This window comes from Frankia gtarii (assembly GCF_025403375.1).
Classification (GTDB): Bacteria; Actinomycetota; Actinomycetes; order Frankiales; family Frankiaceae; genus Frankia; species Frankia gtarii.
Window position 1 is genome coordinate 1 of sequence record NZ_JAMPTM010000181.1, and the last position, 13,697, is coordinate 13,697.

The following is a 13,697-nucleotide window of genomic DNA, read 5'->3' on the forward strand; positions in this document are numbered from 1 at the left end:
GCCCACCCCCGCCCGGGGGCGGGCGAATCCCGCCGCGCGGGTCGTTCAGAGCGTGATCGGCCGACAGGGCGCGACCAGCGGCGGCGCGGCTTCGTCGGACTGCTTCCAGAAGTCGCGGACCAGGTCCTCCAGGCCGGTCAGCCCGTCCTCGATGGCCGCCTGGATCACCTCCGGCGCGGGCGATACCGGTCCGTCCACGACCATGCCCTCCACCACGAAGATCGGCCGGCCGAAGCGGTCCCGGGCCGTGGGCAGGCCCAGCAGCTCCCCGGCGGGACGGCTGCGGTAGAGCAGGGTCAGCTGCGGGTGCCCCGGCACGTCCAGCGCACGGGCCGTGGGTGGCTGCGGATGAGCGGGCGTGGCGGTCCTCGTCACGAGCCGGAAGTCGTCGTTCGCGTCGATGAGGAAGCTCGGCGCGAGGATCGCCCGCCAGTCCAGCTCACGATTGCGGGTCACCAGGAACATCCAGGAGGAAGAGCCGGTCATGGGCCTGCATATCCATTCCGCCCGACCGCCTCGGGCGAAAATCGCCGCGTGCCGCCGGCCAGCACCGAGGTCGGATGCGCCTCCTCGTATCCGCTGATGCGGTCCTCGCACTGCATCTGGATCAGCTGCAGCGCCGACAGCTCGTCGGTGATGCCCTGCCGGCGGCGCATCAGATCGTCGGCGTACCGCTGGCGACCCATCCGTACCCGCGCGGCCTGGCCCTGCGCAAGGCTCTCGGCGTACTTGGCGACGTCGCGGAACAGGTTTTCCGGCAATATCGGCGCCAGCAGCGGATAACGGGCCAGGATTGCCTTGCGCAGCCACGGAATTCCGGTCTCGGTCATACCCTGCATCAACGGCTGCCACTGCCGCGAGACCTTCGGAGCCCGACCGGTGGGCTCCCCACGGTCGCCGAGCAGCGCCTCCCGCGCCTGGATCTCGCTGTAGGCGAACTGGAGGAAGTCCGGCAGCACCGCGAGCAGCGGAAGTTCGACGTTGTGTGGCTGGAGGGGGCGACCGGACTTGCGCATCTCGCCGTACTCGGTCAGCGCCGCGAACCCCGGGCCGACGGAACTGACCGGGAACAGCCGGATCGTCGCCGGGGTGTCCTCGGCCTTCGACCGCACCAGGTCCCGGAAGTTCTCGTTCAACATCAGCCGCTGCCGTAGCTGCTCCAGGGAGTAGCGGCCGTCGAGTAGATCCCATTTGGTCACGACGAACTGCACCGGGCACCGGCTCTGCTGGGCAATCTCCAGGCTGCTGATGATGTCGAAGGCGAGGTAGCGCGTGCCGAGTTCCTCGTTCTGCAGCAGCGCCAGCATCGCCTGGCCGTCGAGCAGGACGAACAGTGCGTTGGCCGAGCGAAGCCGGTCCACCAACCCGCTGACCGTGGCATCCTGGGCGGCGCGCGGGTTCGTCAGGACGCCGCCCGGGTAGTCCAGGAACCGGAAGCGCAGCGGCTCGAAATCACCCGCCGCGGACTGCAGACAGGTCGTGAAGTTCCACTCCCGGACATCCTGGCTGGCGATGGGCCAGTCCTCGTCGGTGTCGGCGATCTGGTTGTAGACACCGTTCAGATAGGCCGAGCTGGTGGGATCGGACTTCAGGTAGAACGAGTACTCGGGGCGCCGGATCAACATCCGATGGTAAAGGCTGGCGGTGAAGACAGTTTTTCCGGAGCCGGAGGGTCCGAGAGTGTGAATCTCGTACGTCCGGGTTTCATCCGCAACGGACTCGGCTGCGTCCGCCGGATCCGGGTCGAAGCCGAACAGCCCGTCGGTGCGGCGCCCCGCGCGTGACCGGTCGACAATACGGGGAACCCGCTTCACGTTCGCACCTTTGTCCGAGATGGCCAGGATGGACGTTTCGACCACACTACCGAGGCTTATCCCGGATGCCAACTATCGGAGGCGAAGCAACTCTGGTGCAGGCACACCCCGCCGCCACACCGACATGCGGCGGGCGGCGGGGTGCCCGGTCGTGGCTAGCTGAGCAGGCCCTTGCTCTTGAGGTATTCCTTGGCGACGGCGGCGGGCTTCTCCCGCTGCGCGTCGACCTTCTTGTTCAGTTCGGCCAGGTCCGCGGTGGTGAGCACCGGCGCCAGCTTGTTCAGCGCCGCCGAGATCTGCGGCGTCAGCGACTTCGTGTTGACGATCGGCACGAGGTTGTCCGCGTTCTGGAGCTTCTTGTCATCCGTCAGGACCACGAGGTCGTAGTCGGTGACGGTCGCGTCGGTGGTGAGGACCAGGCCGAGCTGGGCCGTACCGTCCTTGACGGCGGCCTTCGTCTGCGGCGTGTCGACCCCGGTCTTCACGATCTCGCTGATCTTGATGCCGTAGGTCTTCTCCAGACCGGGCTGGCAGAACGGTCGGGTCTCGCACTCGGGGCCGGCGGCGATCTTCACCGTCTGGCCGCTGGAGCCCAGGTCCGCCAGGGTCTTGAGGTTGTGCTGCGTGGCGAACGACTTGCTGACGGCGAAGGCGTTCTGGTCGACCGCGTCGGCCGGGTCGAGCACCGTGAGACCGAGGCCTGCGGCGAGCGGGCGCAGCGCCGCCAGCGACTTCTGCAGGTCCGGCGAGGAGACCGAGGACGCGTCCGGGCCGTGGACCTTGGAGTTGAGCAGGTCTGCGTAGGTCGCGACGTACTGCGGCATCGCGTCGACCGTGCCCTTCTCCAGCGACGACTGCGCGAGCTCGGTCTGCTGCACCGAGGTCCGGTCGACCTTGTAGCCGGCCTTCTCGAGGACCGCCGCGTACATCTCCGCGAGGATCTTGCTCTCGGTGAAGCCGGCGTCGGCGACCGTGAGCGTGCCGCCGGCCGAGGTCGTCGGGCTGGCCCCGGCGGCGCCGTTGCTGCCGCCGCCGTCCGAGTCGGAACCGCAGGCAGCGGCCGTCAGCGCGAGGGCGAGCAGCGCGGCCAGGCCCGCGAACACGCGGCGGGGGCGCCCGGCGGGACGGCGGCCCGCCGCGGCGCTGCGATGCAGCCAATCCCGAGGGGTGTCGCGGCGCCGCGGATCGGTCGGTGTTGTTGCGTCAGTCACGTTCGAGGACCCCACCGTTCGTCTTCGGTTGTTCTTCCTGATCGTCGGGTGCGTGCGACGGCGGCCCCTGGCTGTCCCACACCCTCGCACCCCGGTCCGACAACTTCTGGACGTCCGGCACACGCTCCTCCGCCGTGGGGCGACCCCGCAACCGGAACAGTCTCGAACAACGGGGGCAAGGTGGACAAGCAGTAATACAGACGATTCGAGCCCCGAGACGGAATCTTTCGGACTCGTTGCTCCAGTGCAGGCGGACGCAGCGAGTCGCGCCACCCTGAGGACACAGTGGTGCCTCAGCGCGAGCTGGGACGGGTCTCGCGGGCCCAGGGGAAGCTGGAGCTGACCATCGCCCGGCTCGACGACGCCGCCCTCGCCCGGCCAAGCCTGCTACCGAAATGCGGGCCGGTGCCCCGACCTTCAGGCCCGAGCTGTGCCAGCGGGCTGCCTGGAGCCAGGCTGAGTCGTGAGACGGGATCCGCCCGGGACGCGGGGCGCGGTTCCGCCGAACATCATGATCGTCGAGGTCGAGGTCGAGGTCGAGGTCGAGGTGCGGGGTGCGGGGTGCGGTTCCGAGTCCCGTAGACGTACGCTATCCTGTACGTACAACTTTCTGTACAGGTAGGGAGGGTCCTGTGAGGACGATGACCTATTCGGAGTCGCGGGCGCGGTACGCGGAAGTTCTCTCGGCAGTGACGGACGACCGGGAGGAAATCATCATCACCCGTGCCGGCCACGAGCCGGTGGTGATCGTCTCCCTGGAGGACTACCAGTCGCTCAAGGAGACGGCGTACCTCCTTCGTAGCCCGGAGAACGCGCGCCGGTTGCTGACCGCCATCGACCGGCTCGAGAGCGGCGGGGGTGTCGTGCGGGACCTCGCCGAGTGAAGCTCGTCTGGGATGAGAACGCCTGGCAGGACTACGTGTGGTGGCAGAGCCAGGACCGCAGGATGCTCAAGCGCATCAACACGCTGATCCAGGACATCGCCCGCAACGGGAACGACGGCATCGGCAAACCCGAGCCCCTGAAACACGGCTTCCAGGGCTACTGGTCGCGGCGTATCAACGATGAGCACCGACTCGTCTACAAGATCAGCGGTGACGAGATCCGCGTCGCCCAGTGCAGATATCACTATTGAGGTTCCGGATGGGCCGAGGGTCGATCCCCGTTGCGACGGCGGCGTTCGGTAGTTAGCGGGGCCTGGAGGCCCTGGTGGTCGATACCGCGCGGGCCAGGACAAGCAGCAGGCCGTCGACGAGGAGCGCGAGCACGGCCACGAGGATCGCGCCGCCGACCACTTCGGGGCGGCGGTTGTTGGCCAGGCCGTCGACGACGAACCGGCCGAGCCCGCCCCCGCCGATCAGCGCCGCGATCGTCGCCGTTGCCACCACCTGCACCGCGGCCAGTCGCAGGCCCAGCATGATCATCGGTAGCGCCAGGGGGAGCTCGACTCGCCGCAGGAGCTGGCCGCCGGACATGCCCATGCCGCGGGCGGCCTCCTTCGCCCCCGCGTCGACCTCCCGCATCCCCACGTAGCTGTTGGTGACCAGCGGGGCGATCGCGAAGAGGGTCAGCGCGATGACCGTGGTCGTGTCGCCGATGCCCAGCGGGCCGATCGCCAGCAGGACGAGCACGGCGAACGTCGGCACCGCCCGCCCGACGTTGGAGATGTTGATGGCCAGGGTGCCGCCCCGGCCCAGGTGCCCCAGGCCGATCCCGACGGGCAGAGCGAGTGCGCAGGCGATGCCCACCGAGGCGCCGGTGAGCAGCAGGTGCTCGCCGAGGCGGGTCGCGATGCCCTCGCCGCCGCGCCAGTTCGCGCCCGTGGTGAGCCAGTCGAACGCGCTGGTCAGGGTGCTCATGCGACGGTTCCTCGGGCTCGGGCTCGGGTGCGGCGGCCGTGGCGCCACGGCGTCAGCAGCCATTGCAGGCCGACGAGCAACAGGTCGGCGACGATGGCGAGTGCCACGCACAGCACCGAGGCGGTCAGCACCTCCGACTTGAACGAGCTGGTCAGGCCGTCGTAGATGAGATCACCGAGGCCGCCGTGCCCGATCGTCGCGCCGACGGTGACCAGCGCGATCGTCGAGACCGTCGCGACCCGGATCGCGGCCATGATCGCGGGCAGCGCGAGCGGGATCTCCACGGTGATCAGCAGCCGCAGCGAGCCGTAGCCCATGCCCCGGGCGGCGTCGCGCACGTCCGCCGGTACGGCGTCGAGCCCGGCGAGCAGCCCGCGGAAGAGGATGACCAACGTGTACGCCACCAGCCCGATCCGCACCGTGGTCGTGGACAGACCGGTGACGGGCAGCAGCAACGCGAAGAACGCCAGCGACGGCACCGTGTACAGGATGCTGGCCAGCCCGCTGATCCAGGCGACGGCGAACCGCCAGCGCCGGGCGAGCAGGACCAGCGGCACCGCGATCACCAGGCCGATCGCCACCGCGCTCAGCGTGAGGCCGATGTGTTCGCGTAGCGCCGCGGACAACTCGTCCGAGCGGGTCTCGACGTAATCTCCGCAGATCCAGGCGTTCCGTTCGAGACAGCTTCCGGACGCGACGATGGCCACCGAAGCACCGTAACCGGTACGGAGGACGCGACACCCATGACCGTGGAACCGGTGACCTCGGCCGATCCGATGATCTCACTGCGCGGGGTGGGCAAGCGTTATCCGGACGGCACGGTCGCCGTCGCGGACCTGTCCCTCGACGTGCCCGCGGGCGAGCTGCTGTGTCTGGTGGGCCCGTCCGGCTGCGGCAAGACCACGACGATGAAGATGATCAATCGGCTGGTGGAGCCGACGTCCGGGCGCATTCTGGTGGCCGGCGAGGACGTGGCCCGCACCGACCCGGTGCGGCTGCGTCGGCGCATCGGCTACGTCATCCAGCAGATCGGTCTGTTCCCGCACCTGACGGTGCGCGCGAACGTCGGCACCGTGCCGCGGATGCTGGGCTGGGACCGCGCCCGCATCCGCGCCCGGGTGGACGCGATGCTCGACCTCGTCGGCCTCGACCCGGCGACGATGGGCAAGCGCTACCCGCATGAGCTGTCCGGCGGGCAGCAGCAGCGGGTCGGCGTGGCCCGAGCGCTGGCCGCCGACCCGCCGGTGCTGCTCATGGACGAGCCCTTCTCCGCAGTCGACCCGATCGCCCGGGACCGGCTGCAGGCCGAGTTCCTGCGGTTGCAGCGGGAGATCCGCAAGACCGTGGTGTTCGTCACCCACGACCTGGACGAGGCGATCCGGCTCGGTGACCGGATCGCGGTGCTCCGCCAGGGCGGCCACCTGGAGCAGATCGACCCGCCCGCCCGCATCCTCGGCCGCCCGGCCACCGACTTCGTCGCCGGCTTTACGGGTTCCGACCGGGCGTTACGGCGGCTGTCCGTGACCACGCTGCGCCGGGAAGATCTCGAACCGCCCCGCCCCGGCCAGGTCGAGCCCGCGGGCGGCGTCGAAGTGGGGGCATCCCTGCGGGAGGCGCTGTCCGCGCTGCTGGCGCAGGACAGCGGCACGCTCCACGTCCACGCCGACGGTGAGTTGGCGGGCGTGCTCACCCCGGCGGCACTGCACGCGGCGCTGCGCCGGTCGGTGGCGCGGGACGACCAGCGCGCCGCCGAGCCCGCCGGGCCGGTCAGGCGCGGGTGAGCAGGCCGGTCAGCGCCGACGTGAACATGCGCAGCCCGTCCAGGCCCGAGCCGGTCAGCTCGTCGACTGCGTGCTCCGGGTGGGGCATGAGGCCCATGACCGTGCGCTCGGCGTTGCAGACCCCGGCGATGTCGTCGGCCGAGCCGTTGGGGTTGCCGCCGAGGTAGCGCAGCACGATCCGGTCCTGCGCGGCCAGCTCGGCGAGCACCTCGGGGCTCGCCACGAAGCGGCCGTCGCCATGCTTGACCGGGATGACGATCTCCTCGCCGGGCTGGTAGTTCCGCGTCCACGCCGTGGCCGTGGTCTCGACCCGCAGCCGCTGGTCGCGGCAGACGAAGCGCAGCCCGGCGTTGCGGGTCAGCGCGCCCGGCAGCAGGCCGGCCTCGCACAGCACCTGGAAGCCGTTGCAGATGCCCAGGGTGGGAAGGCCGTCGGCGGCCGCGGCAACAATGGCCGCGACCATCGGGGAAAACCGGGCGATCGCACCGGCGCGCAGGTAGTCCCCGTAGGAGAAGCCGCCGGGCAGGATGACGGCGTCGACCCCGGCGAGATCATCGTCGCCGTGCCAGAGCGTGACCGGCTCGGCGCCGGCGGACCGCACGGCGAGGGCCGCGTCCCGATCGTCGAGTGAACCCGGGAAGGTGACGACCCCGATCCTGGCCGTCGTCGTGGTCGCGTCGGTCCCCACCGCATCCATGCCCGGCATCCACCCAGCTCCCACTCGCCCGTCCACTGCCGTCAGCGTAGCGGGCGAGGCGGGGTCAGACCGATTCGTCGGCGACCTTCGGCGGCTGGACGGTGCCCCAGGGCCCGGTCGTCCTGCGCGCCCGGCTCAACTGCGCGCCCGGGGCGCTCTCCTCCCAGACGAGCATCTTCTCCAGGTGCACGCGGGTACCCCGGTGGGGTCCCTCCACCTGGTGGAACTGGACGTGATCCATGAGCGCCCGCATCAGGAAGATCCCCCGACCCTGCTCCGGGACGTTCTCCGGTGCCACACCGTCCAGGTTCGGGCGCACCGTCCGTTCCGATTCGAACAGGGCTTCGAAGGTGGTGTCCAGACCGTCGCCGCGATCGCTCACCTCGATGACGGCGACCTCGTTGTCGACGCCCACCGATACCTCGTATTCGTCTTCAGCCTGGGCATGGAGAAGAACATTCGCACATGCCTCTGTCAACGCAAGCTCAACGTCATCGACGCATTCCTGGGATACCCCGAGAACCTTTAGGGACTGCGTACAGATTCGGCGAACCACAGGTATGGAGATCTCATCGCGAGGCAACGACAGGCTGAGTTTGATCTCCATGTCGGCAGGTGTACCCCCCTCGGGCAACATCAATCGAACCTGCTAGACCAACGTTTGCGGAAGTGCGTCACATCGTCGCCGGTCAGCGGAGTCGCTCGGCGATCGCCCGGCCCAACCCGGTGCCCGAGAGCCAGGCATTCTCGATCTTCGGGCGGCCCCATCCGTCGCCCGCCAGACCGATTCGATTGTCGGACAGGTGGAACGGCTGCTCGTGCGGACGGTCCGGCCGGGCGAACGTCCACCGCTGGACGTGCACCCATCGCGGCTGTTCCGGGATGGCGAGCAGCCGTCGCAGCGACGCGATCAGCGCGGGTCCCGCCGCCGGTGGTTCGGCCAGCCGCGGCCGGGCGAACCCGGCGGTCGAGTGCGCCACCAGGACGGGCGCGTTGTCCCCGCGGCGGCGACCGTCGTCGGCGATCCACTCGATCGTGTCGTCGTCGCGGACGAAGGCGCCGTCCATCGGCGCCCAGCAGCGGTGCGACCAGCCCGCGAGCAACGCCAGCGTGGGCGACCAGGACCGGTCGGCGACCAGGGCCCGCTCCTCGGTGAATGCCTCGTCGAGGTGGCGCAGCGCCTGCGGGTCGGGCATGGCCAGCACCACCGCGTCCGCCGGCTCCCCGTCGACGAACGGGCCCGGGGTGATCCGTGTGATCGGGGCGGACTGCGCCACGCTGACCCCGGCCCGGGACGCGAGGTCCGCGACCAGCGACCGCAGCCCGCGGGGCGCGGCGTAGCGCAGCGGCCCCGGTTCGGCGGCGGCCAGCGTCCCACCCGGTCCGTTGATCATCGAAATCCGCCGGGTCCACGGGCGGGCCATCCCCCGGGCCAGCCAGTCGTCCACGACCTCGGCGAACTCGGGCGAGGTGACGGTGAAGTAAGAAGCGCCGGAGTCCACGATCCGCGCGTCAATCCACCGCGAGGCCATCCGGCCACCAATCACCCGGCCGCGGTCCCGGACCTCCACCGCGATTCCTTTTGCTTGCAGCGCATTGGCGCAGGCGATTCCCGCAATTCCCCCGCCGGCGACGACGACCTTTGCCACCAACCCCCCCGTTGACTCGACGTCGATGCCGGCCGGCGCGCGGTCAAACCACCATTCCTCAACCCGGGACGCCGTTTTCGTTCCAATCCCGTGGCCCGACCGGGCGGCTGCGTGCGAGCCGGACGCGGCGATCATGTCCGCGCCTGCGCCAGGTTCGACCCGGCGGACAGGCACCATCATCGTGCCTGTCATTACCATCTCCCGTGTGCGGCCGGCGTCGACCCGGCGGGACAACCCCCAGAATGGTTGGGGGTTATCCCGGAATGCCCCCGCGGGGTGCGGCCGCGACGCCCGGCGTCCTCGCCTCGCGTGGCCCATGGCCTAGCCTTACCTCGAATCCAGCCGCACCCAGCCGACGTCCACGACCGTGCGTGACGGTCATGACCCCAGGAGCCCGTGATCGCACGTCGACCCGCATCCCAGCGTCCGGGTACCCGCCCCTCCCGCGTCGTGGCCGGTTCGCCCGCCGCCGCCCGTCGCCGTCCCGCCGAGGCGGGAGCCAACGGCGCGATCGGCGTAGTCGGGCCGCGTGAGCCCTGCCCCTGCGGCTCCGGGCGCCGCTACAAGGCGTGCCACGGCGAGCGGACCAGGCCGGCTCCGGTGCTACGGCCCTTCCTCGGCCGCCGCGACGAGCCCGACCTGGTCGCGTTGCGTGAGTTGGTGCCGAGCGCAACCGCCCCGCTGATTCTCGCGGCCGACCACCTCGCCAAGCATCCCGAGCATGCCGACCGACGCATCACGCTCTGCACGATGCTGCCGCAGGCGGCGCCGGCACTGGTCCGGGAGGACGGGGAGATCCTCGTCGCCATGCAGATCGCACTGCCCGGGTTGGACGCGTCCCGCGACATCGCCGGGGCGCTGCTCGCCGCTCTCGACGCCGAACCGGGCAACGTGATGGACGCACCGGCCGCCTCGTCCCCGCGCCTGGTCGAGCAGCGGCCGGACGGGCTGGCCGGGCTGCCCCGGCTCACCGATCTACTCGATCCCGCCCCCCTGGAGATCACCGTCCACCACGGCTTCGGCTGGTGGCTGCCGTCATCGGACGACGGCAGCGGGCCCAACCCGGAGGTGGCGGCGATGCTGGAGCGCGCCAACGCCACCGTGGTGCCCACGGTGCGGCTGTCCGCCGTGCCGGCCGCCTACTGGTGCCACCCCAGTGACAGGTGGCATCTGCGTTGGGCGCTGCCGCTGGCCCCGCCGACCGGAACCGCCATGGATGCGCCCGCGACGGATTCGGCTGACGCCGCCGCCGACCACGCCGCCGACCACGCCGCCGACCACGCCGCCGACCATGACGACGTCGCCCGTTCGGAGGAGGCGTTGCTGGACGCCCTCGCCCGGTTGGCCGCGGCCGAACGGCTCACCGTGGGCCCGGGATCTCGGTTCGTCGGCTTCTTCCGAGCCGACGGCCTCGCCGTACCGGTCTGGGATCTCGCCGCGGACACCGAGGCGGAGCGTTGCGAGGAGCCGGCCGCCGCGCTGCGGCTTGCCTACCGGGCGGCACTCGCGGACCCCACGCCGCTCAACGCGCAGGAGCGCCGGGTCCGGGCCGGTCTCGTCGGCCGCAGCCTCACCCTGCGCTGACACGGGTGGGGGCCACGAGTGGCCCCCATGACGAGCCGGGCGCCGTCCGGTGGATCGGGTGCAGGCGGGCCGACGGCCCGACAGGGAGGGATTGCGGTGGGCGCGATCGACACGCCGGACAGCACCTTCGACGTCATCGTCGTCGGGGCAGGCCCCGCCGGGAGCAGTGCAGCGCGGGCGGCGGCGGCCGCCGGGGCCCGCGTCTGCGTCCTTGAACGGTCGTCGATGCCGCGGTACAAGACCTGCGGCGGCGGGCTGGTGGGCCTGTCGACCGATCACGTCGGCATCGACCTGGCGGGCCTCGTCCGTGCAACGGTCAGCTCGCTGACCATGACCTGGGACGGTCGGTACACGGTCAGCCGGGGCCGGACGGACGCCCGACCCTGGCTTTCCATGGTGATGCGGACCGACCTGGACGCCGCGCTGCTGGCCGCGGCCCAGACGGCCGGGGCGATCGTGCGCACCGGCGTGCAGGTGCTGGGCCTGCTCGAGCCGGGTGGCGACCCGGCGGACCAGCCGGCGGGCGTCGGGGTGCCCGGGGTGCCCGGGGCGCACGACGGCTGGGTGACCGTGCGGGTACGCGGTGGCGCCGACCTGCGGGCCCGCGTCGTCATCGGGGCGGACGGCGCCTCGGGACGCTGCGGCACCCACGTCGGAGTCCGCTGCGATCAGGTCGACGTCGGCCTGGAAGGTGAGTTCGTCGTCGACGCCGCCCTCGCCGAGCGGTGGGCCGGTCGCCTGCTGCTCGACTGGGGCCCGGTGCCCGGCTCCTACGGCTGGCTGTTTCCCAAGGGACGGGTGCTGACCGTGGGGGTGATCGGCGACCGGGCCCAGGGCGCCGCCCTACGCGGGTACTACGAGCGGTTCGTCGAGCGGCTCGGGCTCACCGCCGCCCCGCGCCAGCACGATTCCGGCCACCTCACCCGGGTCCGGGCCGTCGACTCTCCGCTGCGCCGTGGCCGGGTCCTCGTCGCCGGGGACGCCGCCGGCCTGCTCGACCCGTGGACCCGGGAGGGCATCTCGTTCGCGCTGCGCTCGGGCCGGCTCGCCGGGGAGGCGGCCGCGGGCGCGGTCGGCGCGCCCGGTGCCGCCGGGTCCGTCGGTTCGGCCGCCCTGGACGCCTACCCCGACCGCGTCGAGGCGGTTCTGGGCCCGGAGATGGCGGCGGGCCGGGAGGTGCTCGGCGCGTTCACCCGGCGACCGGGGGTGATGCACGCGCTTATGTCGGGCCCGGGCACCTTCGGGCTGTTCATCCGGCTCATCGAGGGTCGCACGACGGTCGCCCGTCAGCTGCGGCGCCCCGGCGTCCGGGCGGCGGTGGCGGCGCTGGGCCGCTGAGCCGGCCGTCGGCCGGCCGGGTGTCCGCGGCCGCGGCGGCCGGGTGTCCTGGGGCAGCCGCTCAGCGGGGGCGGCTGCCGCGCTCCTCGCCGAAGCGCTCGGCCACGGCGCCCGCGATCTCCCGGTACGCCGTTTGGGTCTCTCGCTTCAGATCCGACAGCACGATCCGCCCGCCGTCGGCCAGGTGCGGGTCGAAGGGGACCTGCACCACCCGCCGGGTCCGCGCCTCGAAGTGACGGGCGAGGGCGTCGACGTCGACCCGTTCGCCCTGCGTCGGAAACATCGAGATCACCGCTACCGCCTCGCGGACGTGCTCGGCGTACCCGTGCGCGTCCAGCCAGTCCAGCGTGGCGCTCGCGCTGGTGCCGCCGTCCGCGGTCGCGCTGCTCACGATCACAAGCGTGTCGGCGAGCTGCAGCACTCCGTGCATGGCGCTGTGCAGGATGCCCGTTCCGCAGTCGGTCAGCAGGATCGAATAATGCCGCTGGAGCAGATCGTCCACGGCTCGGTAGTCCTCGGCGCCGAAGGTGTCGGACAGCTCCGGGTCGTTGGCCGAGGCCAGCACCTCCAGTCGGGAGTCGGCCTGGGACAGGTACTTGCGGACGTCCACGTAGCGGTGCAGGCGGTGTGCATCCTCCAGCAGCTCCCGCACGGTGTGCGCGGAGGTGCGCGGCACCTTGGAGCCGAGTGTGCCGCGGTCGGGGTTGGCGTCGATCGCCACCACTCGATCGCCACGCAGGCTGGCCAGGGTCGAACCGACCGCCACGGTGGTCGTGGTCTTGCCGACCCCGCCCTTGAGGGACAGGACCGCGATGCGGTGGCAGTCCAGCAACGGGGTGCGGATGCGGGCGATCTGCCGGCGATCGCGGACCTCGTCGGGCGACGGCCCGGGGTTCACCGCGCCGGCAGACACCTGGTAGACGAGCTTGCGCCAGCCGCGGGACGCCGTCTGCGGCGGCGGGGGCAGCAGCGCGCTGGTGAGCAGCCCGGCGCGGCTGCCCGCCTCGCGTGCACCCGGCTGCGCGGGGGATGGCCGGCCCGTCCCACCCGGCCCCGCCCCCGCGGACGGGCGATCCTCGGACGAGTACGGTTCGGATCCGTTCGCCGGCGGTCGCCGGGTGTGGTCGACACGGGCGTTGCCGTCCGGATACGGGACGTACGGATCGGCGGAGAGCGATGGCCCGTCGTCCGGGTAGGGGTCGTAGTCCTGCCGTGATCCACGACCGAGACGCGCCTCGCCGTCCTGGCGGGCGCTGTGGTCGACCTGGCGGTGCCCGCGGCCCTGGCGAAGCCCGTGATCCTGGCGAAGCCCGTGATCCTGGCGAAGCCCGTGATCCTGGCGAAGCCCGTGATCCTGGCGAAGCCCGTGATCCTGGACGGGCACGCCATCCCGAGAGAATCGATCATGTAGGGGGCCGCGATCCTGCCGGGACTCGTGGTCGTTACGGGCGCCGTGGTGGCGTCCGGATCCGGTACCCCGCGCAGAGCGCCGCCGGTCGGCGTCCGACGGGCTGCCGGACCGGGCGTGCGGGTCGTCGGCGGGGTGCGGGGCCGGTCCCGCCGGCGGTCCGAGCGGAACCCGGCCGGCGTGGCCGTCGGCGTACCGCGCACCGTCGGTGGGCGGTGGTCCGGGAAGGACGCCGCCGCGGCCGGGTGCCTCCGGCCGGATGCCCCGCTGGTGGCTGCCCTCGCCTGGCCTCGGGCGGGGCGCGCCGCGGTCGCTCCCAGCAGCGGGCCGGCCCTGATAAGCCCGGCCCGCTGCTG

General features: G+C 71.7%; 14 protein-coding genes. 5 read left to right on the forward strand and 9 right to left on the reverse strand.

Features of this window, described 5'->3' with window-relative positions:
- Positions 1–45 precede the first annotated feature (45 nt).
- The 3 genes from NBZ83_RS22150 to NBZ83_RS22160 all read right to left on the reverse strand — a co-directional run bounded on the left by NBZ83_RS22150 (position 46) and on the right by NBZ83_RS22160 (position 2,917).
- The gene (locus NBZ83_RS22150) at positions 46–486 is read right to left on the reverse strand and encodes a hypothetical protein (protein ID WP_261570446.1); all 441 of its coding nucleotides are present in this window, start codon (positions 484–486) and stop codon (positions 46–48) included.
- The gene (locus tag NBZ83_RS22155; RefSeq protein WP_261575717.1) at positions 483–1,814 is read right to left on the reverse strand and encodes a hypothetical protein; all 1,332 of its coding nucleotides are present in this window, start codon (positions 1,812–1,814) and stop codon (positions 483–485) included. The genes NBZ83_RS22150 and NBZ83_RS22155 overlap by 4 nt, the downstream gene beginning before the upstream one ends.
- 155 nt (positions 1,815–1,969) lie before the next feature.
- Complete coding sequence (locus NBZ83_RS22160) at positions 1,970–2,917, reverse strand: ABC transporter substrate-binding protein (protein ID WP_368861891.1); 948 nt, start codon at positions 2,915–2,917, stop codon at positions 1,970–1,972.
- A 749-nt stretch (positions 2,918–3,666) separates the two neighbouring features.
- On the opposite strand from NBZ83_RS22160, the gene NBZ83_RS22165 reads away from it, so the two are divergent.
- Together NBZ83_RS22165 and NBZ83_RS22170 are read left to right on the forward strand one after the other, a co-directional pair.
- Positions 3,667–3,909, forward strand: a complete 243-nt coding sequence (locus NBZ83_RS22165) for a type II toxin-antitoxin system Phd/YefM family antitoxin (RefSeq protein ID WP_261575718.1) — start codon at positions 3,667–3,669, stop codon at positions 3,907–3,909.
- A complete protein-coding gene (locus NBZ83_RS22170) occupies positions 3,906–4,160 on the forward strand; it encodes a Txe/YoeB family addiction module toxin (protein WP_261570449.1) in 255 nt (84 codons plus the stop codon). The genes NBZ83_RS22165 and NBZ83_RS22170 overlap by 4 nt, the downstream gene beginning before the upstream one ends.
- A 52-nt stretch (positions 4,161–4,212) precedes the next feature.
- On the opposite strand, the gene NBZ83_RS22175 is transcribed toward NBZ83_RS22170, so the two are convergent.
- Entirely contained in the window at positions 4,213–4,884 is a 672-nt protein-coding gene (locus NBZ83_RS22175; RefSeq protein WP_261570450.1) for an ABC transporter permease, read from the reverse strand.
- The gene (locus NBZ83_RS22180; RefSeq protein ID WP_261570451.1) at positions 4,881–5,591 is read right to left on the reverse strand and encodes an ABC transporter permease; all 711 of its coding nucleotides are present in this window, start codon (positions 5,589–5,591) and stop codon (positions 4,881–4,883) included. Before NBZ83_RS22180 ends, NBZ83_RS22175 begins: the two co-directional genes overlap by 4 nt.
- 36 nt (positions 5,592–5,627) lie before the next feature.
- Between NBZ83_RS22180 and NBZ83_RS22185 the strand changes: the two genes are divergently transcribed.
- Positions 5,628–6,665, forward strand: coding sequence for an ABC transporter ATP-binding protein (locus NBZ83_RS22185; protein WP_261570452.1), 1,038 nt, complete (start codon positions 5,628–5,630; stop codon positions 6,663–6,665).
- On the opposite strand, the gene purQ is transcribed toward NBZ83_RS22185, so the two are convergent.
- The 3 genes from purQ to NBZ83_RS22200 form a co-directional block, all read right to left on the reverse strand.
- Entirely contained in the window at positions 6,652–7,362 is a 711-nt protein-coding gene (purQ, locus tag NBZ83_RS22190; RefSeq protein WP_261570453.1) for a phosphoribosylformylglycinamidine synthase subunit PurQ, read from the reverse strand. The genes NBZ83_RS22185 and purQ overlap by 14 nt on opposite strands.
- A gap of 64 nt (positions 7,363–7,426) precedes the next feature.
- Positions 7,427–7,999 (reverse strand): ATP-binding protein, encoded by a 573-nt coding sequence (locus NBZ83_RS22195; protein WP_308203814.1) that lies wholly within the window; start codon positions 7,997–7,999, stop codon positions 7,427–7,429.
- Positions 8,000–8,051: 52 nt separating this feature from the next.
- The gene (locus NBZ83_RS22200) at positions 8,052–9,011 is read right to left on the reverse strand and encodes an NAD(P)/FAD-dependent oxidoreductase (protein ID WP_261570455.1); all 960 of its coding nucleotides are present in this window, start codon (positions 9,009–9,011) and stop codon (positions 8,052–8,054) included.
- 396 nt (positions 9,012–9,407) lie between these two features.
- Here NBZ83_RS22200 and NBZ83_RS22205 point away from each other — a divergent pair, with 396 nt between their 5' ends.
- Both NBZ83_RS22205 and NBZ83_RS22210 read left to right on the forward strand, forming a co-directional pair.
- The gene (locus NBZ83_RS22205) at positions 9,408–10,595 is read left to right on the forward strand and encodes a DUF5926 family protein (protein ID WP_261575719.1); all 1,188 of its coding nucleotides are present in this window, start codon (positions 9,408–9,410) and stop codon (positions 10,593–10,595) included.
- Positions 10,596–10,691: 96 nt separating this feature from the next.
- Positions 10,692–11,933, forward strand: coding sequence for a geranylgeranyl reductase family protein (locus tag NBZ83_RS22210; RefSeq protein WP_261575720.1), 1,242 nt, complete (start codon positions 10,692–10,694; stop codon positions 11,931–11,933).
- 61 nt (positions 11,934–11,994) lie between these two features.
- On the opposite strand, the gene NBZ83_RS22215 is transcribed toward NBZ83_RS22210, so the two are convergent.
- On the reverse strand, positions 11,995–13,697 hold a 1,703-nt coding region (locus tag NBZ83_RS22215; protein ID WP_261575721.1), incomplete at its 5' end, for a nucleotide-binding protein.

Excerpts from the sequence above, each read along its gene's own strand:
- purQ (WP_261570453.1), bottom strand. The coding sequence starts at position 7,362 with ATGGATGCGGTGGGGACCGACGCGACCACGACGACGGCCAGGATCGGG.
- NBZ83_RS22150 (WP_261570446.1), bottom strand. The coding sequence starts at position 486 with ATGACCGGCTCTTCCTCCTGGATGTTCCTGGTGACCCGCAATCGTGAG.
- NBZ83_RS22165 (WP_261575718.1), top strand. The coding sequence starts at position 3,667 with ATGACCTATTCGGAGTCGCGGGCGCGGTACGCGGAAGTTCTCTCGGCA.
- NBZ83_RS22175 (WP_261570450.1), bottom strand. The coding sequence starts at position 4,884 with ATGAGCACCCTGACCAGCGCGTTCGACTGGCTCACCACGGGCGCGAAC.
- NBZ83_RS22195 (WP_308203814.1), bottom strand. The coding sequence starts at position 7,999 with ATGTTGCCCGAGGGGGGTACACCTGCCGACATGGAGATCAAACTCAGC.
- NBZ83_RS22185 (WP_261570452.1), top strand. The coding sequence starts at position 5,628 with ATGACCGTGGAACCGGTGACCTCGGCCGATCCGATGATCTCACTGCGC.